Raw genomic sequence first — 25,977 nt, 5'->3', positions numbered from 1 at the left:
CTCCTAATTCTTCCAGAACAGTGGCGTCAGCACGACCAGAACCGTCAGGATCTCAAGACGGCCGAGTAGCATCATGATCGACAGCAGATAGAGCGCCGGATCGGACAAGGTGGAGAAGTTGCCGGCCGGCCCGATGATCGGGCCGAGCCCTGCACCGACATTTGAAAGGGCAGTGGCGATGGCCGACGCTGATGTCAGAAGGTCGTAGCCGAATGCGCCCATCGCCAGGCTTCCGAAGGCCCAGATCATCATATAGGCCGTGAAAAACAAGAAGACCGTCCGCTGCACGTCGATATCGACGAGCGCCTTGCCATAGCGAACCGTGTGGATCGCGTTCGGGTAGATGAGCTTGTAGAGCCCGGCGCGAATGGAATTGAAGATGATGATGAAGCGATAGGCTTTCATGCCGCCGGCAGTCGAACCGGAACACCCGCCCATGAAGGTCGCGGCAAAGGCAAGCGCGACGATGAAGTCGCCCCAAAGCATATAGTCATCGCTGGCAAAGCCGGTGGTCGACAGGATCGATGACACGGTAAAAAACGAATGCGCCAGCGCTTCATGGAAAGCGACACCGTTTTCCAGACGTTGAAACAGGCTGGCGGCGATCGCGAGCACCGTCAGGTAGGACAGGAACACGATGATCTGGGGATCCTTCAGCGTGTCCAGCCGCCCCCTCACGATGAAAATGATCAACACCGAAAACGGCAGACTGCTGACGGTCATGAAGAACGTCGCCACCCATAGGATCGGCAGGCTGTTGAAATAGCCGAGCGAGGCATCGTGGGTGGAGAAGCCGCCCGTCGCGATCGTCGACATCGCGTGATTGATCGCATCGAACCGATTCATACCGAGATAGCCGTAGATGATCGCACAGGTGACAGTCAGGACGATGTAGATCAGCACGAAAGCGCGGGTAAAGGTGACGATGCGTGCAAACGGCTTCTCGGTGGTATCCGACGATTCCATCTTGAAGAACGAAAGTCCGCCGACGCGCAGATAAGGCATCACGAACAGCCCGAGCGCCACGATGCCGATGCCGCCGAGCCAGTGAAGCAGCGAACGCCAGACGAGAATGCCGGGCGGCGCGTTGTCCAGGCCAGCGATCACGGTCGAGCCGGTCGTGGTGATGCCCGACACCGATTCGAACAGCGCCTCGGCAAAATCGAGATTGACTGAAGACAGCCAGAAGGGAACCGCACCGACGAAGGAGACAACGAGCCAAAGCAGGTTGACAAGGAGAAAGCCCATCTTGCGGTTGAAAGGCGGCGGTCCGCCTTGTGTTGCTGCCACCGTGACCAGAGAAAGGCCACCCATCAGACACGCCGAGATGGCGAAGACTTTCCAGTCGGGATGGCCGTAATAGAGATCGACCAGCGCGGGAATGAACATAGTGAGCGAGAGATAGAGGCCGACCTTTGCGGCAATGTTGATGGCGGACTGGTAAATGGTCGCGTTCAACGGTCAATCGCCTCGGTCTTGGCTGTCCCTTGTCCACTCGCGCGGCGCGAGTCGCTGTCACCTGCCATCGTCATCGGGATTAGCGGCCAGCGCCGATAAACGCAAGTTGCACATCGCACACCGATTACAGCAGGTTTTTCCTGGTGTCGACGATTGCTGTGGATCAGACACCCGATCACAGCATCGTGGCGCGACAAGTCATCACCTTGACTTATTTCTGCGTGTATAGCCTCATCGAACGACACCCTCGCAATCTTGAGCACTGAAATGACCCCCGCCCGATTTACCCAATGCCTGCTTGCCCTTCGCTGGACACCGATCAATCTCGCGAGCGCCCTCCATTGCAATCTGGCGTGGATCGAGGCGATGGAGACCGGCGACGAAAAGGTACCCACCGAACTGGCGACCTGGCTCGAAACGCTGGCAACGGCCCACGAGACACTGGGCATCCCCGTGGCCTATCGCGGCAAGGGCCTGGAGCCGGCAAGCAGCCGCGCGGCGCGCCGCTAGAGTCTGTCAGCATTAGGCGGAATCGTTTGGGATTCCCTTTGGTCGGGGTTTATGATTCAAGATCATTGCTGGTGCGGAGGCCAGCCATGATGGCGCGACCTCTTTCTCTGGATTTGCGGACACACGTTGCAACTGCGTTGATGGTGCCGGATATGGTGCAGCGTAAACCTGACAGACACTAGCAATCGTCGGCACTGAGTTTGGCTGCAGCAGAGAATTTCGGCGCAGGGATTGCGCGTTCAGCTTCGGAGAGCTTCGCGGCAGTACCATCGCATTGCATTACTCAGAGTTCGGCGCTGCATCTTTGGGCACGGCCCCAGGTTGGTAGCAGCGCTTCCGTCATTGCCGCGAAACCTGCTTGCTTTAATACACGCGAAATAATCCCGGCGTTGATGCCCCGGGTCATCGTCATGCGCGGCTCCGCGGGTCTCAACAGCCCAATCTGGTAAGCGTGTTTACCGCCGGGCTGCTGGCGCCTTCGGTGCCGAAGGCTGCCGCTTGATCGGAATATTGCACTTCGAACCTTAAGATTCGAATTGCAACGCGACGAGCAAGTCGATTTACGATGGCCAATTTACATACTGCTTCAACCTATAGCGGGGGCATCGCGGCGGTCGATCGCTCGGCGCTGGCGCACAGCTCTTGCCTCCTCTGCTTGATAAGCGCTAGTGGCCCGCTGAAGGCCGTGCAGACGATGACGCATCGCCTCAAATGCCGCCCGTTGCGATTTCGGAACCATTTTATTCGCATCTCTCTCGCCACGGGCGAGTGCTCCCGGTCCGAAACGAGCATCGAGCGCCTTGCAGACGGCTGTGAACTCCGCACGGATCTCCGGATCAAGCGCCCGAACCTTCCGCGCTAGATGCTTCGCATTCTCCGCCGTCTGTTCCGTCAAGCGACGGAGTTCTCTCTCAGCCTGTTTGGTCAACCCTGGTATCGCGACCGACATGCGGTTTCGCTCAGTGCTGACTGCGAGCAACGCCGCTTCGTATGCGGTGGCGTAGGAGCGTCCCATGGCACGAATGGAGGCAGCAGCGGAATCGACAGACTGCAATGCTATCCGACGCTCTCGTCCTGCTGCCAGGAGCCCATCCAACATCCTGTGGGAGCCGCGCAATGTGCCATAGGCGGCGGGATTGGCGACAACGGCATGGACAATACGTTCGGGGTCGACCTTCATTGTTAGAAGGCCTTCGATCGTCGCAACTGCGGCGCCCGGATCGCGCCAGATCCGAACTGCGTCCCGGCCGAGTATCGCCCTCTCCTGCCTGTAATGCTCGACCTCCACCGCCTTGAGCCGCGCCTCATCCTCCAAACCGTTGTTGAATTCGGTTACAGCTGGCAACATTGGCAAGCGCGCGACCGCATACTGCGGAGCAAATGCTGCCGGCGCGATCAGATGAGCGGGCTCGTGTTTTTCGATCATGCGCTGCTCTGCCGCAAAACGTCTAACAGCCGAAAACAACACAGTCAGTGCGACCTTCTTCTCTTCCACCATGCTTTCCGGCATACGCATCGCCGTGTCGCGCTTAGCGAATCCATCTGCCTTGTCGGAAAACGCTAGCCACCCGAACCGACGGGTCAGTGCCTCGTCGATGGCCTTGATCTCTTGGACTATTGAGCGATCCTCCGTAGCGATCCGGAAAGCGGACCGATAAGCTTCATCTCCCCCGTTCTTCCCGACCGCTTCGACCTCCCAAAGCCGCGCTTTTGCATTTTTGGAAAGTGCCGGAGCAAGGAAACCCATATACAATCTGCGCATTCGCTCGCGGTTGAGGAAGCGCCCTTCTTGTCTGCGAAACTCCGTCGCGTGGGCCCGCGCCAAAAGTGCGAGCTCTGGCACAGCTGATAATGCCGCCGCCCTCTCCTTCCGCGCCGCTTGACCATCGACAAGGTTGTCGCCGCCGCGCAGGTTCCCGAGTCCTTTTGGCAACCGAGTAAGCCCGTCTGCGATCAGCTGCGGATCCCTGGCGGTATTCGAGGTTCGCTCGTTCAACCGCGCAAGCGCCGCCGCCGGATCGCGGTAAATCCGCTTGAGCAAAGGCATGATGACCGCTTCCCGCTCCGACCAGGCAAGTGATGTGAGATGGGCAAGACGTGCATCCACCTCGAGTGTCCGCGAGAACGAAATCGTTGCCGGGAGTAACTCCGGATCGTCATCCGCAGCGATCTTAGGAGCTTGCCGCTTGGCTTCACTGCTGCTTGCCTCAGTGCATTTGGAACGCTCAGTCGCAGTGTCAAGCGCGGCGTTGGCCCGTTGCCATAGCTGGACCACTCGACCACGCTGATCTGAAACCCAGCTCAGCGCACGAACGGCTTTTTCAACCAGACTCCAGCTGGAAACAGCCTCAATTCCGCGGCGCCGCGCGAAGTCGTCTGCCAGTAATCGGTATGCATCCTCCGTCACGTAATCGAGGGTGGTCGTTTTTCGGCCCGAACGCGAGAGCCGTTCAACCAACTGCGGAAATAGGTCCGGCAAACGGTTTTCCTTGGCAATCCGGCGTTTTCGGTCCCCTGCCTTTTCGATCAAACCCGACGTCCAAACGTTGCGCTCGAATACACGCTTTTCGAAGCGCCTCGTGTCAGTGTCTTCAGCGATGACCGGAACCTTGACCGTGACCTTTTCTTTCCCATCCTTTCGAAGCATTACGGTGTCGCCGACCTCCACTCCGCCATCCTCTAGCGCCTTCGGCAGGCTCACGCCCCACAGACGATGGGTCATTCCATCTTCGGTACGAAGATCGGCATAGGGACTTGCACCTACATCGTCGCGCGTGTGAAACTTCCCAGAACCTGTTTCGATAAGCTCGCCGATAACCCCGTCGGTGTAGTCGGTGCGCGGCGCTCTGTCGCATTCCCGCCTCCGCTGGAAATCCCCCACCGCAGCATAAAGATCGGCGCGATCGCGGTGGCGGGTCATTGCGACATACGTCAGATGCTGGTCCATCATGCCGGTCGCAAGCACGAAGGCACGATTAAAGGTCGAACCCTGGCTTTTGTGGATGGTGGCGGCGTAGCCATGATCGACATTGCGATAGGTATTTTCGGCGAAAACGACCTCGCGCCCATTGTCGAGCCGGACCGTGAGCAGCGCCGTTCCACTTCCGGCTGCCGTCGAGCAAACCGTCCCGAGCATGCCGTTCTTCACGTGCTGAACAGTAAGGTTCTTGGCATGTGGTGCGACGAACCGCGCATTTTCAAGAAAGACGATCCGATCACCAATCGCGAACTCCCGCATACCGCGCTCGGTCAAGAACGGCCTGCCATCCGACAACAATCCGTCCGCCGAAAGCACATCGCGAATAGAGCGGTTAAGGACCTTTACGTCGTCATTGGTATGCGCAAGCACAATCAATTCGTCGCCACGAAGTTTGCGACCTTCCGCCTCCGTTTTCGCCACCAACTCGCGATGTGCAGCTATCCAGTCTACGACAATACGCTCGATGGCAGCCTGACGGGTCTCGACGCTAACGATATGCCCGCGTTCGCCATAAGCGGTAAGCGCCGCTTTTACATCACCGCGGGCAAACTCCTTGGAGGCAGTACGCGCCCATTCCTCTTTCTGCCGCCGGACACCGGCCAGCTCCGCAGAGCTGATGCGCTCGACAATCGCCCGGAAAGCCGCACCTGCTTGAATCGGCTGAAGCTGCATTGCATCACCGATGAGCACCGCCTTTGCGCCCGCAGCCTCGATGCGCTTCAACAAACTCCCCATCTGTTGTGACGACACCATTCCGGCCTCGTCTACGACCAGCACATCACCTTTTCCGAGGAGGTCGTTTCCTCGCTCCCAGGCACGCTCCCAGGAGGCGATGGTGCGGGCGCGAATGCCGGAGCTTTCCTCCAATCCTTCCGACGCCTTGCCGGCGAGCGCCGCACCGACGACACGCCGCCCCTCTGCTTCCCAAACAGTACGGGCGGCACGCAACAATGTCGATTTACCGGCGCCGGCCACACCGACGACCGCGGCAATGGCGCCACCGGCGGTAACATGCCGGACGGCGTCGATTTGCTCTGCGTCGAGCCGAACACCCGCGGCAGAGCGTTCAGATCCAAGTGATGCAACGGCGGCATCAACACAGGTCTTAGGGACACCGAAGCCACTCATCTTCGACAACTTCGTTGCCAAGCGTGCCATTTCATATTCGATTCTGACCAAATTGCGCGTAGTGAACACCGTCGGCAGCTCGACTTTGCTGGTTTCGCTATTTAGCTGCTGCGCTCGCAATATCACTAGATCGTCCGATGCCATCAATCTGGCGCGTACATTGGCAAAGACGATCGGATCGTCGATGTAGCGATGAAGCGCGCGGGCGATGTCCCTCTCGTCAAAGGTCGATCGCTCGTTGGCAAGTTGCTTAAGCAACAGGGTCGGATCCTCCGCGAGCCGGTCGGCAATCTCATAGCGCCTGGCCAATGCTGTCGGTGAAAAGTAAGCTTCGATGCCTCTACGAACGAGCGCAGCACGATCTGGACCGAAATGCCGCTGCTCCAGGCCGCGTAGTCCTTGTTCATCGTAGGAGCGGCCGTCAAGGTGGAAGTCATGACCGGCAAGCGCAAGATGGCGGCTTGCTGTTTCCGCCCAGGCGACCTTCCACTTCTTCATCGCTTCCTTGTCGCCTGCCCACAGCCGATAAACGATTTTCCCCTCAGGTCGGTCGGGCGTTTTGACGCGTACCGGTTGGCCGCCTTCGCCGACGATCGCGACTTTCTTCGGCCCGAACCCCTCCTCGGCCAAAGGGCGCAGTGTTGCCATGATATGGATATGCGGATTGCCGTCCTTGTCGTGATAAACCCAATCGGCGACCATTCCTTGCGCCGTGAGGTTCTCGCGCACGAAGTCGCGCACAAGTTCTATGTTCTCCTTGCGACTTAGTTCCACCGGAAGTGCGAGAATGATCTCGCGGGCAAGCTGCGCATCGCAGCGGGTCTCGAAACGGTCGACCGCGTTCCAGAGCTCCTTACTGGCACCAGCGACGGTGCGCTCAGCTAGGGCCGACTTCAGCCATGCGGGTGTCTCGGCGGGCAAAGCAAGCTCTTCATGCACCAGCTCCGCAGCTCCGCCATAGTAGCGGAATTCCTTACCGATCTGTTCGTCCATCATCTTGGAGCGATGACGATAGGCAGCGGCAGAGATGATGCTGCGTCCGGCACCCCGGCTGATCACCTGGGCCCTCATAAACATGATAGCCAAGTCAGTTCAAACTCCTCTTCTAAGCTGGTCGCAATTGCGACGTATATTGCGCCATTCGCCAAATTGGCGGGATTTCCAGAACAGTCTTTAGTTCGAAATTTCATTTCTCATATCTCACCTCCAGCAATTTGACTATCATCTTTATATGAGTATAATCTGGTTCATCGGTAGACAGAGGAAGGGTGAGACGTGCGCGCAAAGACAACGATCTCCGAAATCGACGCTCAGATCGAAGCACTACGGACGAAACGCAAGAGCCTGCTGATTAAAGCAAACGAGCGTTTCGCCCGGATGGCGCAGAAAGCCGGTCTTGCCGAACTCGATATTCCCGACAGCGAACTCGACGCCATTTTCGCAGAGATCGTCACACGATTTCGCGAGAGGGTCCGACCGACCGACGGTCCATCCGTTTAGGCGGCTTGACCAGCGGATTGTATTTCTCGAACGCAAGCGGCAACGCAGGATGACGCAAGAGCACAGGCGTGAAACCCGCGAGAAGATCATCCTCGGCGGATTAATCATCAAGGCAGGCTTAAAGAACGCCGATCGGGCGTTCCTGCTCGGCGCGCTGATCGAGACGAGCCGGGTCCCGGTCGGAACGATGGAGCATGATCGGCTATGCGCCCTCGGTGCGGAGGCCTTTCGGGCGGAGGCCCGCGCACCGATGAAGCTATAGAGAGGGTGCACGATGACAGCAAAACGGCGGTACAGCCCGATGGCCCTGCTGGCACTCGTGCCGATAGCAGTGAGCCTTACGACACTGTTTACCACCGCATACAAGTGGCCGACGCTAGCGACGATGGTTGCGCCCGAGTATGCCTATTGGTTCATGCGTGCATCGCCGATCCCCAATCTTTTCCTTGGACCGATTTCGGGGCTCATTACTGTGGCCGTCCTGCCTCTGCACCGGCGCAGACCGATCGCACTTGTCAGCGTCATCACGTTTCTCTGCGTTGGCGGATTTTACGCCGTGCGAGAACATGCCCGACTGTCCGTCTTCATTCAGTCTGGCGTGGTCACCTGGACAGCGGCGTTTTCCTATCTCGATCTCTATGCAGCCGCAGGCGCAATCGGTGGCTTTGCAATCGTGGCGATGTCCGTCCGTATGTCCATCGCCATCAGCCGACCGGTCAAACGAGCCCGGCGGGGCACCTTCGGCGATGCTGATTGGCTGTCGATGTCAGCCGCCACCACTCAGTTTCCGGCGGACGGCGAAATCGTCATTGGCGAGCGCTACCGGGTCGATCTAGAGACGATCCACGGTGTCCCCTTTCGGCCTGACGACCGGTCAACCTGGGGGAAAGGCGGCAAGGCACCGCTGCTCACCTATAGGCAGGATTTCGATTCCACTCACATGCTGTTTTTCGCTGGCTCAGGCGGATACAAGACCACGAGCAACGTTGTTCCGACAGCGTTGCGCTATACCGGACCGCTTATCTGCCTCGATCCCTCGACCGAAGTAGCGCCGATGGTTGTTGCCCATCGAAGATCGAAGCTCAAACGAAACTGCATCATACTTGGCCCATCCAATCCCGCTTGGGGCTTCAACGTGCTCGACTGGATCGAAACCTCAAAATCCAAGGAAGAGGACATCGTCGCGGTTGCTCACATGCTTCTGTCGGAAAGCTCTCGGATCGAAACCTCGACGGGGTCATACTTCCAGAACCAGGCGCACAATCTTCTGACGGGTTTGCTGGCGCACGTCATGCTCTCTTCGGACTACGCCGGCCGACGCGATCTTCGCAGTCTGCGCCAGATCGTTTCCGAGCCCGAACCGTCAGTTCTGGCGATGTTGCGCGACATTCAGGAAACATCGCAATCGGCCTTTGTCCGCGAGACGCTGGGCGTCTTCACCAATATGACGGAACAGACTTTCAGTGGCGTCTATTCCACTGCGTCGAAGGATACACAATGGCTGTCACTCGACGACTATGCCGCACTCGTCTGCGGGACCGCGTTCAAATCGGGCGATATCGTCAAGGGCGCGATCGACGTTTTCCTGAACATTCCCGGCTCGATCCTGCGAAGCTATCCGGGGATTGCCCGCGTCATCGTCGGTTCACTGATCAATGCCATGATCCAGGCCGACGGGGCCTTCGACCGCCGCGCACTCTTCATGCTCGATGAGGTCGATCTGCTCGGATACATGCGCGTGCTCGAGGATGCCCGCGACTACGGCCGGAAATACGGCATCACGCTGATGTTGATGTACCAATCGGTCGGCCAGCTCGAAAAGCACTTTGGCCGTGATGGCGCGACCTCCTGGATCGATGGATGTGCCTTTGCATCCTATGCGGCGATCAAGGCGCTCGACACTGCCCGAAACGTTTCCGCTCAATGTGGTGAAATGACCGTGGAGGTCGAAGGCCGGTCCCGCAATATCGGCGGGAGCAGCTCTGGCAAAGCTTCAAGGCGGTCAGAGAGTGTTAGCCTCCAGCGCAGGCCATTGATTATGCCGCACGAAATCATCCAGTCCATGCGCAAGGACGAGCAGATCATCATTGTCCAGGGTCACAGGCCGTTGCGTTGCGGACGGGCGATTTATTTCCGGAGAAAGGATATGAATGCGGCGGTCGAACCCAACCGGTTCGCCAAGGCATCGACGACCTGAACGATCCCTTCCTGTCGCCGCCCGGTGGTAGGTCGAGTAGATTGGGGTCGAAGCAAGATGACGCACGATCTTTATTCAGGGGGCGGGTCATCGGTGTTGCGACGTACGAGTTCCTGCCGTGCCGCTTCTAGTTCGACTTCGATCTGGTGGCGCTCGTTGGCGTCCGGGCAGTATTGCAATTCGGCGCGCAGTTCCTCGATGTGCTGTTCGATCGTCATCGTTATCTCCTTGAATTTGCGAACGATGACGCCGTCGGTCATGAGGGGTTGGAAGGGTCAAGGCTCGCGTCACGCGACCGGCGGAGCCGGCGCGCGGAGGAGCCGATTTTGTCGCTTGCGGCAAAATTGGAGGGGCCGCGCGGCCTTGAAGCGTTCCGGCGCCTCATGGCATGCTAGACGTTTCTGAGCAGACAGGGTGGGTTGGGTATGCCACCCAGAATATGCTGGCGGCTGGCTGCCCTCGCCTTCTGATAAGATCCAGTTGCAGCTTCACGACGCAGCATTTCGCCAAGGACGACAAAGAAGTCGGGGCCGTAGCCTGGCCACTACGGCCCCTTCTGGCTACTTGCCCAGCTAGGCGACAATCCGGCTGGCTGCAGTAGCGAGTTGGGCATAGGCAGAAATTGGCCGGTCCGCTTTAAAGGCGAGGTCCCGTTCGACGCGCAGGCCAAGGCGGCCGCGAACGGATTGGATCTCCGAGAGAAGAACGCAACCGAGTTCGGGAAACCCAACGCCGAGGTCGCAGAGCCCGAAGAGGAGATCGGGGTCGTCCGGTTCGGCAGAGGCGATCAACCATGTGGCGGCCGCGTCGGGCGTGAACAGTTTGACGAGCGGAAGCGGATCGAAGTCTGGATCGCGTTGGAAGCGCTGACCGTTGGTGATGAGGGCCGTGCGGATTTCATCGGTAATGAGGCGCATTGGTATTCTCCAGGATGAAGGGTTTGGACGGAGCGGCCCCGCGATCACCGCGGGGCCGGCGCATTCGACGCTCAGGCTGGATCATTCCAGAGGATGACCTTGCGGTTCGCCTCGCCGCCAGGTGCCGGTGCGACATTGCCGAAGATCACGCCGATCTCGGGCGCTTCGAGCTTGACGGAGAGGTATTCCTCGCCGGTACGCTGCGAGTTCCGGTACCAGCCGGCGCCGATTTCGAAGCCAGTGCGGCGGTGGATGATGCGATAGTCAGGGGCGCCTTCGCTTGCCTTCTGGGCATTCGGGATGAGAGCGATCGGGACGTTGACCTTGATGGTGGCGAAGAGACCTTCGAGGGTGCCGTCGGTCTTTTCGGTAAGGGTTGCGATCGTGGTGGCCATGGTGCTGTCTCCTTCGGTTGCTCGGGAACCATTCCCGATGGCGCCCGAAGAAGGGGCCGAGCCGCAAGTGTCACCGTAGCGAAGCGGAGGGAAACCCCTTGCGGGTTGACGCTGACCGCGGCCGGTCCCTTAGAAAGGCGACATCGAGAACGGGAATGGTTTGCGACGCGACCGATCGGGGAGACGCGTGGTCCGTACCCGCCATCGCATCCCGGCGTTCAAAAACCGGCATCGCGGGTGTCGCATGAGGCCGGGATCTCGTGAGCAACGTTATCACCCGGAAACAATGTACGGTTGGGAGGCCGCCGCGCGTTGCATCACTAGCCGACGCAGCCGACGGACTGGCGCGCAGGAGCCGCCAAGGTCCGCGCGTTGCCGAAGATGACGCCGATCTCGGGTGGTTGCAGTTTGACCGAGAAATATTGCTCGCCGGTATGCTGTAACCGGCATCCGCGGCCTCTATGAATACCCGACCGACAAGCAGAAAGCTTCGTGCGTCGGAACAGACCACTGGCCTAGCGTCTCAATCGTCGATCCGAAATCCGACCTTCACGACCACCTGATAGTGCGCCACCGCGCCATCCTTGATCTGTCCCCGGATTTGATCCACCTCGAACCATTCGAGATTTCTCATGGTTTTCGAGGCCCGCGTAATCGCCGTCTCTATTGCTTCGGTCACCGAGACTTTCGAACTACCGATTAGTTCCACCTTCTTGTAGACATGGTCGCTCACGCTATCCTCCCATGGTTCACGCTACGCTTGGCTTCGAAAAGGGCTCGTGGGCAACGCTCGACGGGATTGCGGCTCGATCGAGCGGGCATCGTCACGCCGACAACGCTGCGTCAAGAGACTGCTTGCGCTGAAATTCACAGCTAAACACCAACGATCCGGCAATACCGGATTGTTGTCAAACGATGTGACAGGCGAAGATGCCGCCACGCAGCCTTAAGGAACTCGCGGAACCCTCATCATAAGAACCTGGAGACACGGGCCGACAGGTTCCGACCTGGCCCGCTCCGACAGAGGGCATTATATCGCGCGACTTAACCATATCTCCGTCACCCGGAACTTCCCCTCCACCCGTTTGCACTGAACGACGACATCGACCAACATCTTCAAGAGGCTGCGGATATCGTCGCGTGTGAGGTCCTTTCCGCCGTCCGATTCCTTCACGAGGAGGGTTAGCTGCTCAAACGCGAGGGCGGGCGAGTCAGCGTGCACCGTGGTGATGGACCCTGGATGTCCAGAGTTGATATTTCGGATGTAGTAGAAAGCCGTGCCGTCGCGCAGTTCCTGCAGCAGGACACGATCGGGGCGCATGCGCAGGCTTGACTCCAGCAGTTCCTTGGGGCCGACCTTCGCAAGGCCCTGCTCCCCTTTCGAATAGAACAGGCGAACGTGGTTTGGTTGTGGTATGGCCAGCTCGGCCGTATCTTCGATCGTGATGATCCGTTCGTTCATCGGGATGTGCTGGATCAGCGCCTTCGACAGCGTGGTTTTTCCCGATCCGGTCGCCCCGGAAATAATGATGTTCTTCCGGGCGAGCACCGACTGCCTCAGGAACGCCGCATAGTTCCCGGCCTCATAAAGCTCCGTCAGCTTGCCGTCCTGAGTGTTCGGTCTATCATCCGCTGCAGCGCTGACAGAAAAAAGCCCGGCTGCGTCGAGGTCGCTCAACGACAGCGAAACCGATGAGGGCTTGCGGATGGTGATGCTAACCGTGCCTTTTGCCGTTGCCGGCGGGATAACGACCTGGATGCGCGCATCGTTGGGAAGGGTTGCCGAAAGGATTGGCCTCTGCTCATCGATCGCCTGGTGTGAATGGCTGGCGACGGTGCGCGCTAGACGCATCAGTCTGTCGAAGGTCAGTTCCGCAACGTCATGGCACGACCAGCCATCAGGACCTTCGGCCAGAACTTCGCCGGGCCGGTTAATGACCACCTCATAGAGATCGGGGTTTTGCAGCAGTCCAGCGATCGGCGACAGAAGCTGGCGCACGACAGACGCGTCGGACGATCCCGTCACGCGCCGAACCTCATTTCGCGGTAACTCGGTCGTGCTTGCGAAAATCCCCGAAGACCGCACGATCGAGCACCCGATTGCGAGGCTCGGTCACACGCAAATCGTAGATCCCTGAAAAGTCTAGATCACGCGAAACGAAGATCGACACCAGCTCGCCCTGACGTTTGGTCAATGTCGGTGGAATATTGATGGACTGCTCCACGGCAATCGCTGCCGCTTGACTGCCCGCACTCGTCGTGGCCTGCGCTTCGACGTCTCGTTCCTGCAATTGGCTTGCGGTCCAGCTGGTGACGTCCCCGACGACAGACAGCAAAAGCGCGCTTCCGAAGCGCTCCCACCAATGGGTATCGACATCGCCGTCAAACCCGGCACGTCCGAGCGCATCGGTTGCGGGGGACGCTAGGGTGATGATAACGCCGGTTGGTGTTTTCGCCCGGTTCCAAAGAACGAAGAGCCGTTTTTGGCCGCGCCGGAGGCCGCCTCGGTATTCGCCTACAAGCTGTGTGCCCTTCTCCATCAGCACCACACGGCCGTTGTCGGACAGAACGTCACGATTGATCACACAGCTGGTGAAGCCCGGCTGGTTGGAGGAGAGCGCCGTCTCGAGCACGCAAGGGAACGAGGTGCCCATTGCGACGATATAGTTGCGGTTGCCAAGATGTCCGGCGCGCGAACCTTCGAGCCGTGTCGGCTTTAGCATGCGATCGAAGCGCTGATCTTCGTTCTCACCCGCCTCACCGCCAAACGCACCATTAACAGGCAGGTAGGTCGATGATGGATCCGATGGTGATTGCACATCTTGGGAACGGTGATCCATCCCTTGGCCTGCGCTGAAGGCCATGACTGGCGCTCGCCGCGCCGATTCCAGAAGCTCATCCTTTTCGGGTTCGATGGGCGGTTCGGCGATCACCGGCGTTGGCAATTTGACTTCGGGTAATGACTCCACCGCCTTCGGCTCCTCTTTCGCCGGCTCGAAGTCCGTTGCTTGGCGGATGACCACCCGCTCCTCACGATTGGCATTCGGGTCAAGGGTTTGCGAACGCATGGACCACAGTCCGAAACCGATGAAGGCGAGGATAGCTGCGACAACGGCGCCGCGTTTGAGAGCCGGGTTGCTGTCGAATCCTTGGGGAAGCTGGGCATGTCCGCGTTCGCCGGGAATCGTCGTTGGAACATCGTCTGTCATTGTACGTCTCTTTGGGCTGGGTCCTCATCTACCTGGACGACCCTCTCCACCGATGGGGATGTGGTAAAGGTACCGGGGTTGTCTCCGGCAAGAGTATGGGCTTCGTTGTAGACGCAGATCACATCCACTCCACGACGCAGGATGAACTTGCGGCTGATGGCATGAACGAGCACGAGATCACCGGAGACGGATTTCGGGACGAGGCCTTCGGTTCCGTCGGAGTTCTCAAGGTAGATCGCCGGGAACTCTCGATTGTCGGCAAAGACAAACGTCGTAAGCTTGCCGTTGTCGTAAACGGCCTGCGGTTCGATCGCGGCAGATCCTTGCACCGAATATTGCCAGTTGCGCGGGCCATATTGCTCATGGAGCGCCAAAACATCGTTTGCAGCACCGGCTTTCTCCGCTTGGCCTCGGGCCTGCGCTTCCAGGCGCCGGCGCTGCGCCTCGTCGGCGGGATAGCGGTACTTCACATAGAAATAGGTATCCTGCCCGGCAGCAACGGAGCCGTCGCGCACCGTCAACTCCATCTGGTAACTGCGCTTTGAGCCATCTCGTCTTGTTGTGACTACGGAGATGTTGGTGATCGGCTGGTTCTCGCGGGGTTTTAGGAACAGAATATTGCCGGCCGGCGCCACCTCCCAGGCGACCGAATTGCCGAGCGCCACATGCGCGATCTCCTCGTTGGGCGCGAACTCCACCTGTACCGACGAGCGGAGCGTGCCGACGATGCGGGTGATGTTGTAGGGCTGGTAGTTGACGAAGCGAACACGGTTGTCCTGCCGGGCGCCGCTCGGAATATCGAGGGCCAGGGCGGGATGAAACACCGCCGTGACGGCGACAAGGGCTGCAAAGACTGACAATGAAATTGTCTTCAATTGATCGCCTCCGGATCTGCCCGATAGTCACTAACGATGAAGCCAAGCGGATTGACCAGCCGGTCGGTCGAGGAAACCGGGGAGTTGACATAGGAGTAAGTGATCGTCGCCACCCAATGGGTCGTGCGGACATCGTCTGCACGGGTTATGGTGCTGAGAAAGCGCACCGACACGACGTTTGCATTGATCAGGGAGATCGACTTGATCGTGACTTTCGCCGTCGAACCGCGCCCGTAAACATTTTGTGGGGAGTGGGGGTTGCTGCCGCGGTAAATGGTGGCAAAGCGCATCTGCTCGGGTTGGGTCGACAGGAGTGAGACGGTCTCGAAATTCTCCTTGGCCTCCGACCAAACATAGCCTTCGCGCGCCCTGACATAGCGCGCAGCAAAATACTTGGTCACCGCTTCGTCGTAGCTTCCAGCCCCCGAAGGCAGCGCCGACACCACGTCGACAATCCCGGTCGAGTTGTCGACACGTACGACGAATGGCACGGCCGTCTTCAGTGGCGTGAGCGCGGCGACGGCAAAGACGGAAGCGCCGGCAACGCAGCTTGAAACGATCGCAATAACCCAAGCAATTCGTGCCGAACGTTCGACGCTTATCAAGCGATCATGATCGAAACGGCGCGCTCTGTCGAAATATGCCTTCAAACTATCCGGGGTGATCATTGGCGCCCCAACTCGCCTGCACATTTGCTATAGGACGCGCGTTCGTCAAACGCCTCGAAGGCAGCGGGAACACGCTCTTCAAGCAAGTAACCGAGCGGTTTTGCAGCACGCTGTGTGCCGCCCTCCCATTGCCACATTGAACGGTTGAGCGGGCGTTTGGCATATCCGTCGCATTTCGGGAGATGAGACGTCATCGTATTGCATCCACTGACCAGGACCAACAATAAAAGGCAGGAGACAGTTCGCGGCATATCGACCGGTATCCCTTGTTCATCCGTAAACGGGGCGTAGCGCCGTTGAGGCACCTTGCTGGAAGAGCATCGGCAGGATCACGACGTGTCGTGTGCCGACAAGCGGCGAGCGGCGGCGCGCATACCGCGCCGAGCGGTGCGTTGGACGGCTACCGCTGCGGAGGTGAGCGTACTCTCATGCGCGTCGCGTGCTGCAGAGTAGCCATAGGTGAGCGACGCACCACCGGCCGCAAGGGATGCTGCGATACCGGGGAGCTGATAAAAGACATAGAGGCTTGCAATCCCAATGGCTCCGACCGCTATCGGCCGCATCAAGACGTCCTCATAGGCTTCGACGGTGGTGAACGACGTTTCGAGCGCCGTGATCAGCAGCGAGCCGACCGCAACGACGAGGATCTGCAAGATAACGAAATTGACCAGTTGGCCGATCCAGGCCTCGGTGAAGCGCCGCGTGCTCCGAAACATCGCCAGTGCAATGAAAATGGGACCGAGTGCCAGAATGATTGCGAGGGCGACGCGGGCATAGAGGGAGACGATATAGCCAATCGCAGCGACGATGAATGTAATGACGACCATCAAGAGACCACCGAACGCGGTCGCGATGTCGAGTGGCCAAGAGCTTCTGTTCCAGATTTGGTTGGCTGACGCCTGCCCCTTGTCGAGCAGCGCATCAAATGTCGAAGCGGTCGGTACGGTGCCGGTGTTGAGCGCGGTGGAGATTTCCTGCGGCAGACTGGTGAAGAATAGATCTGTTACAAACGCCCGATAGTCGGCGGCATTGCGCACGAGCATCACCAAGATGCCGAGCTTGATCGCGCGGTAGGCAAACTCCAGCACAGGCGCTTCAATGGACCCTCTGAGAACCAGATAGCCATAGAGGACGACATAGAGCACGAGAGCCACCGTCAAAGGTCCCGCCACCCACGTGCTGATGTTGGATGTTCCGGAAGAAATGAAACTCTCAAGTGGGGCCTTGAACTGATTGTCGAGGAAAGCAAAGACCTGGTACATCCGCCTCAGCCCCCACGCGCCTTGTTCATTTGCTCGAGCCGGGCCTTGCCACCGGCCGCCTCGGCCAACAGGTTCAAGTCGGTGAAAACCGGTTCACGGTGCGAGTAGGCGGCGAGCAACAGCAGACGGTTCGGTATCGACTTTGTCATTTGAGTGCGGCTCCCATTGCGTCCATCCGTTTGCGCCAGTCTTCGGCCTGGCGTTGCAGATCAACCTGAACCTGCGCTTGCTGGATCATCTGCAGCGCCTGCATGCGCAGGGTGTCCGTCTCGAGGAAGGCGGTTTCGGCAAGCAGTCGGGCGTGAAGGTCTGCTATGTCCTTGGCGTCGCCAGCCGCGGCAATCTCTTTGCGCAACTCGTCGATGCCGTCGATGCGCTTGGTTGCCGCGTCATAGATCTGCTGCCCGAGGCTCATCTGACCGGCGTTGCGGGTCTGCATGCGAGCAAGTTCTGAGGCGTAGAAATCGTTGGCGTCGGTTTTATAGATGCTGTTGTCATCGAGGAATTTCTTGGCGGCATCGCCAGAGGCGCCGGCACTTGAGCCCTTTAACAACCCTTGGACGGCTGCGAAATCGTCGGGTAGCGCGTTGCGGATTGCCGGATCGTTCAAAATGGTTGCGACATCAGCCATGTCGGTCAGCTTATTCAGGGAGCCGTAAAGCTGCTGGGCCTGATCAAGCTGCGCCTTCATCGTATCCAGTTGCTTGGTCAACTGGGCGATGCTCTCTATGTGTTTAGCGATTGCAGCGTTGTCGACAACCGGGACCCCCTGCCCATAAGCCCCCGTGGCATAAAACGCTGCGGCTGCGGCGATCATCGCTGTCTTCTTCCTGATCATGAGCTTGTACTCCTCATTTGCTGGAACAGCGGCAACCAGGCGGACGGATCGTCTCCCACGTCCGCACGAATGCGATCCCCCAGTTCGACATTGACGGTGCGTCCGGACAACACGGCCAGTTCATCGTCGAAGCCCGTCAGATTGAGTTCGACGACAACGCTGTTGTGGCCCTGCTTGACGATAAACCGTCTGGAATCGCTGGAGAGCGCCTGCGATATCAGTTCGAATTCGCGTTCCGTCAGTTTGAAACCATCGACATAGTCGGCACGACTGCCACGCGCATTCGGCATGAATAGCTGTGTCGGGCATTGCTCGATGATCGTATGTGCAATCGGTGAGTCGATAGCGTCGCGTGGGCTTTGCGTGGCAAACAGCATCAATCCGTTCTGCTTGCGGATCGTCTTCAGTTTGTTTTGAGCAAGGTCGCGGAAGGCCTCGTCGCCAAGCGCTTTCCAGAATTCGTCGATGACGATGATGATCCGCCGGCCGTCGATCAATTGCTCGACCCGATAAAACAGATAGGCCATCAGTGGCGTGCGAATTTCCTCATTGTCGAGGAAATGCGTCATGTCATAGCCGAGGAACTTCGCGCCGATCCCTATGTCGTCGGCCTCATTGTCGAACACCCAGCCAAGCGGGCCTCCCTTTTCCCAGCGACGCAGGCGCGCCGCTATGCCTTCGGGATCAGTGTTGTCGAGGAATGCACGCAGCGCCCCAATGGTTCGCTCATCCCGCGACAGGTCGGCAATTCCGTCGATGGCGGCGGCAATATCGCGGACTTCGGTGACGGAGAGCTCACGCGCCTTCGAGCCGACAAGCTTCGCGATCCATTGGGACAGAAAAACCTTGTTCTGCGGCGTGGGTTCAAGGCCTTTAAGTGGCGCGCATCCGGTCGGAGCACCATTACGCAGAGGCAGATAAATCCCGCCTGCGGCGCGCACAAACAGATCGGCGCCGCGGTCCTTATCGAAGAAGACAATATGCGGATCATGCTTCTGCAACTGCGAGAGCATGAAATTGACGACGACCGTTTTGCCCGATCCTGTCGGTCCGCAGACGAATGTATTGCCGAGATCGCCATGGTGGAAGTTGAAATAGAACGGCGATCCGGACGTGGTTTTCAGGAGAGCGACGGCGAGGCCCCATTCATTGCCGTGCTTCTGACCGCGGGGATAGGAATGAAACGGCGAAAGGGCTGCGAAATTTTTGGACGTGATTGCGCCGGAGCGGGCCCGATAGCGAAAATTGCCCGGAAGCTGCGCCCACCAGGCTGCTTCGAGCCCGAGGTCCTCACGGGCAACGACTGCGCCGCCATTGGTGAGGTGCGCGCGCGACTTTGCGAGAGTGTCATTGAGCTCCGTCACCGAGGGCGCAAAGACTGCGAGCGTCAGATGATGTTCGCCTAGGGCGAACCGGTTTGATTCCAGATCGTCGAGGGCGTCTGCAAGCTCGTGCAGTTGTGAACTTGCCCTGTCGCCGGCGCTGACCATCTGGTTCTGCTTGCGCCCCATGATCACCTTCGCTTCGGCTTTGCTGATAAAGACGAATGACTGAGTGAGAATGAGCTCGAACGGGGCCGTCAGCAGACCATCAAGCATGCCAGTGCGGGTACGCGCCGGGTACTCCTTGAACCCGAACATGCCGGCAAAACGGCTCGCGGCTTCGTGTCTTATCTCGGCGGTTTCTCGGCCGATGATGACCCGGTCGGAGTAGATCGCCGAAGAAATGCGGCCTTCGGTAAGCGGTATCGGTTCACGTCTGCCGCCGACAAGTTGATGGAGCACCTCACTCGGCTCGGAAAAGACAATGCCGTCGCGCTCGTAGATGGATAAAATGCGCGGCGCGAAGCGCGCCAAGCCGGCTGAGACGTCGGTCGTCACGTCAACTAGATGTTTGAGGGCCTGACGATCAAGTTCGAAGCCAGTGGCCCGTGCGGTCTTTAGCCGGGTGAGCAGCGATGCGACCTTTCGGGCAGGTTGACGGGCCGGATGCCATACCAGCGTCAGATAGAGATCGTTGCGGAAGAGATCCTCGCCAACCATCCTGTCTCGATATTTTCGATTGAGGCTGTCGGAGAAGGCATTGGCATAAACGCCATGCGGGTAGTCGTTGTCGCGCCGTCGGATGATATGCGCCCATAGCGCCAACCGCTCGTCGGCGATGTTGCGATAGAGCGTGTTGAGATCTCGGTGAAACGCATTGATATCGAGGGGATCGGCTGTTTCAAAAGCGATGCCTTCAAGGGCGATGACCGTCATTAAGGCGCGAGAATCGAGGCCAATCACGGTCTCGTCGATGTGACGGACGTAGGGAATGAAGGTTTCCGGTTCCAATTCGCGGGCTTTGAACTTAGCAAGACGAGGCAAGGTCTAAATCCTTCCAGCCATAGGATGATGGAGACGCAAGGGAGTGACGGTCGAGCCTCCCCACAGAACCGCGTTGCGCGCCCTGCCTCGCGTTTCGACACAGGCAACGAGGACGCGAAACATATTATGGTCGTGCTTGACGAGCGCTTTGAAAGCGAGATGGAGAACCACGCCAACGAGGGCATAGACAATCGAGCCGGCGACGATGAACAGGGTGGTCGTCAGCATCACGTTGATCGCCATCGCCTCCATAGTCACCCCGGCAACCATGATGGGACGCGTGCAAGCAAGAAATAGCGTGTCTTCTTCAACAGTGGCAGCGCGCGACATGAGCATCATCCGACTATGGTGTTGACCAGTTCGGTGGCGCCGAAGATGCCGCCGATACCAATGATCCAGAATCCTGCCTTGCGCAGATCCATGTAACCGAACATCCAGGAGATGCAGATGACTATGATAGCGATCACCGCGAGCAGGCGCGCAATATTGCCGGTCAGCATATCGACAATGTTCTGAAGCACGTTTTCAATGCCAGCAGCCTGGGCGAAGGCTGGTTCCATCATCGCCAAGGTCGTCGCCGCAGTGATCAATGTCGACGCCGCGACAGGCTTTAGACGCGATCGCAAGGTCATTCGAAACTCCCTTTATTGTTGGAAAAAACGAGAACCGAAGAGCCCGCTTTCGAAGCGAATACATCCCAGTCATCCTGACCACCGGGGGACAACAGTTGAACCTCGCGTGTCTTTGTTTCTTCGTCGTGCGGTGCGGCTTTATTCGGCAGTGGGTCAATGCCGCCGCCGTCTATCGCTCGGTGCGGCGACCGCGCCTGCCGCGTGACATCTTCCAGCGCGAGCTCGGCCAGGCGTGGCTTCAGCCGCTCCTTCTCTTTTTGAACTCGGCGGTCGTATCCGACGATCTCACCGATCTTTGCATCGCCTCGACCGAAGTACGCGCGTAGCGTGACGGCATCGAGCTCTGTGCCTTCGAACCCCGCGCGGTCTGCAGCGATCCTGTATTGCGTCAGAAGGTGAGCGGTGGCCTTGAGGTTCTCGCAGGGGTCAAAGCCATCGGCGATGCTCATTCCCATGCCCGCAAGGTCAGACGGGCTTATGCCCCCGAGCCCAAGATCGACGCTCTGTCCCTTGGCAATGAGCCTGGTCACAATATCGGCGGCTTCGCCGATATTGCGCGGGGGAGCGCCGAGCGGATAGTCACTGTTGATACGGATCGCCAACGGCGCAAGTCCGCTTTCAATGCTGACGACAGCCGCCAGGATCTCGCTTGAGATCGTCGGCGCGCAGGTCTCAGCCAATTCGACGAATAGGACGGACATCAGATCAAAACCAGACACGTTGGGGCGCGGCCCCATCAATCGTTAGGTCGACGAAGCGGGGGCGTTGGCGCACATGGGGCGGTTTCAGCCGGTATGCTACACAGACGCGTTGTCCTTGTGCCCATTCCCATTGGCCCGCCTGTCGCCCGTCCTGCCACCGCCGTCCGTCCTGCCACCGCCTTGTGCAACTGTCGTTGCCTGTTGGGACTGGCTGCAACGAAATGCAGGTCGCCTCGCGGCCGCGGTCTCCGCTGCGCTGGCGAAGCCGATACCCAGCTTCGCAGTAATAGGGCTCATAACCCGGACGGGACGCTCGAAAACCGATACCGCTACAAACGGGAAAGGATCGCCCCTTCGCCAAATGGTTCCAGAGCTTGTTGATTGACGGCCGGCATTCCCCGAACTCGGTTGGGCCGCCGGGGTTCGACAGGCAAAGAAAGACTTCACATGCCCAATTATCCGCATAGGATTTAGTCTCGCACACGGCATATATTGCAATCGACAAAGAGCCGGATAGGACGATCTTAGAGATGCTGGAAACCATGCGAAAACCTCGCGAAGCGACTAGAGAGACCTTTGGGGGAGCGATTTGTCAGATCGCCTGCGTGTCACAGAAATGACAGTTAAATCCATGCCAACATCGTTTGACGCTCGCTGGCAGAGCATTACGTTTTCGTCGCTCGCGATGAGCGAGATCATGGACAATCCGGTAGAGGGGGAGACCCCGCAGGCTCGCCTCAAGCAGCTGGGAATGCTAAGCCTGCTTTATACCTTGCACCTTGCCAACATCCCGCTGACGCTGACGAACATTACGGAAAAGACTGGATTGACGAGGGGTGGAGCGGCAGAATCGATCGATCAGCTGCTTGCCCGCGGCCTTCTGAGGGAAGGCTGGGCAAAGAACGCGCTTGGACGGGGCAAGGCCCGCGAATTCGAGATATCAGAAACGCTTTTTGCAAGACTGAGGCAGGCGAGCTCGCCTTGAGCGGCATTAGACTTTTCTTGGTCACAGTCGGTCACTCCATTCGATGGCGGGGCTGGCAAGAGAGACTTCACTGACGTTAGAAACCCCATGTTTCGCACATGTGGTCACACTGGAACTGAAGCTCGCCCTTGTTCATGATGCTGCGGCGACAGCCGGCGATCGAACTTGGCGGCATGCCACAACAGCAAGGTCGGAAGCGTCGGATGAATGGAACTAAGCTCCACGGCCAGAATGTCTTCGATCGCGATACGCGTGAGGAGGTCGCTTGCCTCCACGAGCAGAAACAATCGTTTGCCGCGCGCCCACATAGTGATCTTCCCGCCGGCGACAAATTTGATGAGATCGCCATGGTCCGTCTGGAGCAGTTGGCCAAGCGCCGGGCGTTCTGCCAGGCGTCTGACGACATAGGCGGCGCCTGGAACCTCAATACACAGCTCGCTGGCGGTGGTGGGCAAGGCAAACTTAGCGTTGGACGTCAGCATTTGATCCCACCTCCGCTTGCTCAAACTCTTCGAGAACGGCGACGATCGCTTCGCCGATTGCCTTGATATCGTCCTCGCTATGTCCCGCTGTCGGACATATGCGCAATCCGGCGCGTCCCTTTCGAACGGTCGGGAAGAAAATTGCCGATGTGTAGAAACCTCTATTCAGCAATGTCCTCGCCGCCGCGATTGCTCTTAATTCGTCTCCGATTTCGACTGTCCGTATCGGCAGTGAGGTGCCTCGCTGCTCCGTTGGGACGATGCAGTCGAAAAGAGCAATTCGTGACTGCAGTTCAAGCTGCAGATTTTGGAGTTCCGGCGTGCGATGCAAGGCTTGGGATGCGAGTGCAGCGCCGATCGCCGCCACGTTCAAAGATGCAGAAAATGCATGGGCAACAGCGAACCTGCGAAAGAGCTGCTCCTGGTGATCATTGCCGAGCATCAGCAATCCGCCTGACGCGCCAAAACCCTTGCCCAAAGATGCTGCTATAATCGTCCGGTCACCGAGCGAACCGCCAATCTGCGACCGGGCATAGCCTTCGCCGTTGCCTCCGAAGATGGAGATGCCATGGGCGTCGTCGACATAGAGAAACAAGCCGTAACGATCTTGCAACTGCCGCAGCTGTTCGAGCTCGACACAACCTCCCATGGAATAGACGCCGTCGCAAATGTAAGCAACCGCAGGGTATTTTTTACAAAGTGTCTCGAGCGCCTCGATGTCATTGTGCTCAATGGTTTCGACCTTGGTTTCACCAGCGAGCGTTCCCTTATGATAGGCAAGCGTTGCATGGGCGAGGCGATCAAAAACCATCACCGGCTTGGCACCACCTGTCAGGTGACCGGAGGCGATCAAAGGAAGGGCGCTCATGTTTGCGGCCAGCACCGTGCTGAAGGCTATCACGCGCGCATCGAACAACTCAGACAAGGCTATCTCGAGTTCGCCGATGATCGCGAAATTGAGCCGCGTTCGCGCGCAAGACCAATGCAAGGCTCCATACTTGATTAGCGCTTCGATGGCGCCATCGATAATCTTTGGATGATTATCGAGCCCCAGATAGGAGCAGCGCACGAAATCAACGACACGGCGCTCGCCTTCATGCGGCAGAACGACAGCCCGACCGGCTGAAGGTCGCGCATAGAGCGCCATCAGCCCATGGAAATGCGCAGCATCGAAGTGGCTTCGCGAGTGGCGGATGAGGCTATCGGTATTGCGGCGAAGGTTCCTGCTTGCGCCGTTCGGACCGGTCTTGGTGCTTATCGACATTTCGTGCCTCCAGAACATGAATTGACTGGAGATTGGCGGTTGTAACAATCTTATTCAACGAAGCATTGTACAAATATTATTGAATACTTTGCAAAATACAAAAACAGCAACGTAAACACTAATTAGCAATGTGCTGAATTACCAGATGCTAAATTCAGAATAGATAGTATTATGAAATTCAACCCTCCGCCATGGAAGGCTTGAGCTCCACCGCGTAGCCGGACGCTCTGACTGTACGAATGAGATTGCCGCCGGTCAGGCGTCGCAGCGAACGACGCAGGTGCCCGATGTGCACATCGACGGTGCGCGACTGAACATAGAGGTTTGGCGGCCAAGCGATCTCGATCAATTGTTGGCGGGAGAAGACGTTGCCGGGAGCCTCGAGAAGCCGGCTCAACAACTTGAACTCGATTGGTCCAAGTTGGAGCTCGCGCCCTTCATATTTCACCAGCCGTCGCCCGACGTGAATTGTCAGCCCTCCAAACGCCAATGTGTCCGTCAGCGTGTTCGTCAACGGCAGTTCTATCGGCGTCGGCCGCGCGGTGATTTTTGAAAGAGAATGAAGATAATTCAACAGCCTAATTGGCAAAACGGGCCGAACGAAATTTTCATCCACGCCTGCCTTCAGTAGATCCAGATAATGCCGCTCGTCGCCGGCTGCAACGAGGGCGATCGTTGGGATTGCGGCCGTGACCTCGTTGGACCTGATCGTCGCGCATGTCCTTAACGTCGATGCCGCGTCTGTGCCTGTATCTAGAATAATCGCCTCAGGCTTCATCGCCGCGGCCTTCTCGACGACGTCTTCTTCACTGGCAAGCATGGTTCGGAAGCCATCGACGTCCAGGATATGCGTGAGCAGGAGGTAGATGTCCACGTTGCGAGGGCAGATAAGGATCAGAGGCTTCATCGCACAGCCTCCGCGACTGTTGCTCGCTGACGTTTCATTCATCGCCCCATCTTTTTGATGTCACAAATTATACGTGTATCATGTCATCACATCCATTATACCCCTCAAATTTCATGATATAGTCGTAACGTTTCACACCCTGTTCAAAATAGACAACACAAATCCAGATATTTGATGCAACAACGGCTTGCCATGACCCGAGCTTTACCGCTATCTTAGCGTTATCGATAGCCGACGAGGACAAGCGTTCGTTATCGAATTAAGCTGCCAGGGACGACACGATAAGAACCGCCAAGCGGCTTCTGTGGCTCATGGATACGGAGTTCCAACGTCCGGCAACATCAACATCACCTGCCGGACTGCAGGGAGATGGAGCTTGTCCAAAATTCTCGTTAGAACATCCGGCTTCAGCAATACGGCCGACAAGGATAGTATCTGGGGAAACTTCAAAGCCGAGGAGGCAGCCACCGCAGCAATCGATCTTTATGGGCCGCAGGCCGCGACAGCCGCCGCTTATTGCGCACTGGATGCCTGGACTGAGGCGCGTAACGATGACTACCAATTCTGGTTTGGGGTGTTTTCAACGCTGAGGGATCGCAAGACGACTTAGAGGCTGCCTCAAAAAGAGGTGGGTGATTTCAACAGGTTATGATTCCTTCGGATTTGCGAGATTCGATGGAGAACACAATGGCCTGGACCAAAA

At 58.1% G+C, this 25,977-nt stretch carries 27 protein-coding genes and 1 pseudogene; 6 read left to right on the top strand and 22 right to left on the bottom strand.

Going from position 1 to position 25,977, the window contains the following annotated elements; all coding sequences use genetic code 11:
* Positions 1–3: 3 nt before the first annotated feature.
* Entirely contained in the window at positions 4–1,389 is a 1,386-nt protein-coding gene (locus ABIE33_RS20150; protein ID WP_429128924.1) for a TrkH family potassium uptake protein, read from the bottom strand.
* Between the two features lie 336 nt (positions 1,390–1,725).
* Between ABIE33_RS20150 and ABIE33_RS20145 the strand changes: the two genes are divergently transcribed.
* Positions 1,726–1,968 carry a hypothetical protein gene (locus tag ABIE33_RS20145; RefSeq protein ID WP_084814700.1) on the top strand — a complete coding sequence of 81 codons (243 nt, stop codon included), beginning with the start codon at positions 1,726–1,728 and terminating at the stop codon, positions 1,966–1,968.
* Positions 1,969–2,251: 283 nt separating this feature from the next.
* Here the strand turns inward: ABIE33_RS20145 and ABIE33_RS20140 are convergent, their stop codons facing one another.
* Together ABIE33_RS20140 and traA are read right to left on the bottom strand one after the other, a co-directional pair.
* Positions 2,252–2,380 carry a hypothetical protein gene (locus tag ABIE33_RS20140; protein WP_429128549.1) on the bottom strand — a complete coding sequence of 43 codons (129 nt, stop codon included), beginning with the start codon at positions 2,378–2,380 and terminating at the stop codon, positions 2,252–2,254.
* A gap of 174 nt (positions 2,381–2,554) precedes the next feature.
* A complete protein-coding gene (gene traA / locus ABIE33_RS20135; protein WP_429128546.1) occupies positions 2,555–7,162 on the bottom strand; it encodes a Ti-type conjugative transfer relaxase TraA in 4,608 nt (1,535 codons plus the stop codon).
* Positions 7,163–7,351: 189 nt separating this feature from the next.
* Between traA and ABIE33_RS20130 the strand changes: the two genes are divergently transcribed.
* Genes ABIE33_RS20130 through traG form a run of 3 tightly spaced genes read left to right on the top strand, consistent with a single transcriptional unit; the run spans position 7,352 to position 9,773 of the window.
* Positions 7,352–7,576 carry a TraC family protein gene (locus tag ABIE33_RS20130; RefSeq protein WP_429128543.1) on the top strand — a complete coding sequence of 75 codons (225 nt, stop codon included), beginning with the start codon at positions 7,352–7,354 and terminating at the stop codon, positions 7,574–7,576.
* Positions 7,577–7,625: 49 nt separating this feature from the next.
* Positions 7,626–7,838: a conjugal transfer protein TraD gene (locus ABIE33_RS20125; protein WP_429128540.1), complete on the top strand. Its 213-nt coding sequence runs from the start codon at positions 7,626–7,628 to the stop codon at positions 7,836–7,838.
* A 12-nt stretch (positions 7,839–7,850) separates the two neighbouring features.
* Positions 7,851–9,773 carry a Ti-type conjugative transfer system protein TraG gene (gene traG / locus ABIE33_RS20120; RefSeq protein WP_429128537.1) on the top strand — a complete coding sequence of 641 codons (1,923 nt, stop codon included), beginning with the start codon at positions 7,851–7,853 and terminating at the stop codon, positions 9,771–9,773.
* Positions 9,774–9,844: 71 nt separating this feature from the next.
* Here traG and ABIE33_RS20115 read toward each other — a convergent pair whose 3' ends face one another.
* The 16 genes and pseudogenes from ABIE33_RS20115 to ABIE33_RS20040 form a co-directional block, all read right to left on the bottom strand.
* Complete coding sequence (locus ABIE33_RS20115) at positions 9,845–9,991, bottom strand: hypothetical protein (protein WP_429128534.1); 147 nt, start codon at positions 9,989–9,991, stop codon at positions 9,845–9,847.
* Positions 9,992–10,345: 354 nt separating this feature from the next.
* Positions 10,346–10,690, bottom strand: a complete 345-nt coding sequence (locus ABIE33_RS20110) for a DUF2958 domain-containing protein (RefSeq protein WP_429128531.1) — start codon at positions 10,688–10,690, stop codon at positions 10,346–10,348.
* 71 nt (positions 10,691–10,761) lie between these two features.
* The gene (locus ABIE33_RS20105; RefSeq protein ID WP_429128528.1) at positions 10,762–11,085 is read right to left on the bottom strand and encodes a DUF736 domain-containing protein; all 324 of its coding nucleotides are present in this window, start codon (positions 11,083–11,085) and stop codon (positions 10,762–10,764) included.
* 523 nt (positions 11,086–11,608) lie between these two features.
* Positions 11,609–11,818, bottom strand: a complete 210-nt coding sequence (locus ABIE33_RS20100) for a dodecin (protein WP_429128527.1) — start codon at positions 11,816–11,818, stop codon at positions 11,609–11,611.
* A 297-nt stretch (positions 11,819–12,115) separates the two neighbouring features.
* Positions 12,116–13,111 (bottom strand): P-type DNA transfer ATPase VirB11, encoded by a 996-nt coding sequence (gene virB11, locus ABIE33_RS20095; protein ID WP_429128525.1) that lies wholly within the window; start codon positions 13,109–13,111, stop codon positions 12,116–12,118.
* Positions 13,112–13,121: 10 nt separating this feature from the next.
* The gene (gene virB10, locus ABIE33_RS20090) at positions 13,122–14,294 is read right to left on the bottom strand and encodes a type IV secretion system protein VirB10 (RefSeq protein WP_429128523.1); all 1,173 of its coding nucleotides are present in this window, start codon (positions 14,292–14,294) and stop codon (positions 13,122–13,124) included.
* Positions 14,291–15,160, bottom strand: a complete 870-nt coding sequence (virB9, locus tag ABIE33_RS20085) for a P-type conjugative transfer protein VirB9 (RefSeq protein ID WP_429128921.1) — start codon at positions 15,158–15,160, stop codon at positions 14,291–14,293. The genes virB10 and virB9 overlap by 4 nt, the downstream gene beginning before the upstream one ends.
* Positions 15,161–15,165: 5 nt before the next feature.
* Positions 15,166–15,837, bottom strand: coding sequence for a virB8 family protein (locus ABIE33_RS20080; protein WP_429128520.1), 672 nt, complete (start codon positions 15,835–15,837; stop codon positions 15,166–15,168).
* 329 nt (positions 15,838–16,166) lie between these two features.
* Positions 16,167–17,099: a type IV secretion system protein gene (locus tag ABIE33_RS20075; RefSeq protein ID WP_429128518.1), complete on the bottom strand. Its 933-nt coding sequence runs from the start codon at positions 17,097–17,099 to the stop codon at positions 16,167–16,169.
* A gap of 5 nt (positions 17,100–17,104) precedes the next feature.
* Entirely contained in the window at positions 17,105–17,248 is a 144-nt protein-coding gene (locus ABIE33_RS20070; RefSeq protein ID WP_429128516.1) for a hypothetical protein, read from the bottom strand.
* Positions 17,245–17,937 carry a P-type DNA transfer protein VirB5 gene (gene virB5 / locus ABIE33_RS20065; protein WP_429128513.1) on the bottom strand — a complete coding sequence of 231 codons (693 nt, stop codon included), beginning with the start codon at positions 17,935–17,937 and terminating at the stop codon, positions 17,245–17,247. The genes ABIE33_RS20070 and virB5 overlap by 4 nt, the downstream gene beginning before the upstream one ends.
* Positions 17,934–20,303, bottom strand: coding sequence for a VirB4 family type IV secretion/conjugal transfer ATPase (locus ABIE33_RS20060; protein WP_429128510.1), 2,370 nt, complete (start codon positions 20,301–20,303; stop codon positions 17,934–17,936). Before ABIE33_RS20060 ends, virB5 begins: the two co-directional genes overlap by 4 nt.
* Positions 20,287–20,633, bottom strand: a pseudogene (locus ABIE33_RS20055) (type IV secretion system protein VirB3). The gene ABIE33_RS20060 and the pseudogene ABIE33_RS20055 overlap by 17 nt, the downstream one beginning before the upstream one ends.
* Positions 20,634–20,638: 5 nt before the next feature.
* The gene (locus tag ABIE33_RS20050; RefSeq protein ID WP_429128507.1) at positions 20,639–20,935 is read right to left on the bottom strand and encodes a TrbC/VirB2 family protein; all 297 of its coding nucleotides are present in this window, start codon (positions 20,933–20,935) and stop codon (positions 20,639–20,641) included.
* Positions 20,932–21,654 carry a type IV secretion system protein VirB1 gene (locus tag ABIE33_RS20045; RefSeq protein WP_429128504.1) on the bottom strand — a complete coding sequence of 241 codons (723 nt, stop codon included), beginning with the start codon at positions 21,652–21,654 and terminating at the stop codon, positions 20,932–20,934. Before ABIE33_RS20045 ends, ABIE33_RS20050 begins: the two co-directional genes overlap by 4 nt.
* Positions 21,641–22,180: a hypothetical protein gene (locus tag ABIE33_RS20040; protein ID WP_429128501.1), complete on the bottom strand. Its 540-nt coding sequence runs from the start codon at positions 22,178–22,180 to the stop codon at positions 21,641–21,643. Before ABIE33_RS20040 ends, ABIE33_RS20045 begins: the two co-directional genes overlap by 14 nt.
* Before the next feature lie 87 nt (positions 22,181–22,267).
* Here ABIE33_RS20040 and ABIE33_RS20035 point away from each other — a divergent pair, with 87 nt between their 5' ends.
* Positions 22,268–22,621: a MarR family transcriptional regulator gene (locus ABIE33_RS20035; RefSeq protein WP_429128498.1), complete on the top strand. Its 354-nt coding sequence runs from the start codon at positions 22,268–22,270 to the stop codon at positions 22,619–22,621.
* Between the two features lie 104 nt (positions 22,622–22,725).
* Here the strand turns inward: ABIE33_RS20035 and ABIE33_RS20030 are convergent, their stop codons facing one another.
* The 3 genes from ABIE33_RS20030 to ABIE33_RS20020 all read right to left on the bottom strand — a co-directional run bounded on the left by ABIE33_RS20030 (position 22,726) and on the right by ABIE33_RS20020 (position 25,274).
* Entirely contained in the window at positions 22,726–23,103 is a 378-nt protein-coding gene (locus tag ABIE33_RS20030) for a hypothetical protein (protein ID WP_429128495.1), read from the bottom strand.
* Complete coding sequence (locus tag ABIE33_RS20025; protein WP_429128918.1) at positions 23,084–24,367, bottom strand: aminotransferase class I/II-fold pyridoxal phosphate-dependent enzyme; 1,284 nt, start codon at positions 24,365–24,367, stop codon at positions 23,084–23,086. Before ABIE33_RS20025 ends, ABIE33_RS20030 begins: the two co-directional genes overlap by 20 nt.
* Positions 24,368–24,545: 178 nt before the next feature.
* Positions 24,546–25,274 (bottom strand): response regulator transcription factor, encoded by a 729-nt coding sequence (locus ABIE33_RS20020; protein ID WP_429128492.1) that lies wholly within the window; start codon positions 25,272–25,274, stop codon positions 24,546–24,548.
* Positions 25,275–25,650: 376 nt separating this feature from the next.
* Between ABIE33_RS20020 and ABIE33_RS20015 the strand changes: the two genes are divergently transcribed.
* Positions 25,651–25,884, top strand: coding sequence for a hypothetical protein (locus ABIE33_RS20015; RefSeq protein WP_429128489.1), 234 nt, complete (start codon positions 25,651–25,653; stop codon positions 25,882–25,884).
* The last annotated feature ends 93 nt before the right edge of the window (positions 25,885–25,977 follow it).

The organism is Ensifer sp. 4252 (genome assembly GCF_050434565.1).
Lineage (GTDB): Bacteria > Pseudomonadota > Alphaproteobacteria > Rhizobiales > Rhizobiaceae > Ensifer.
This window is presented reverse-complemented; position numbering and strand designations above follow the sequence as displayed.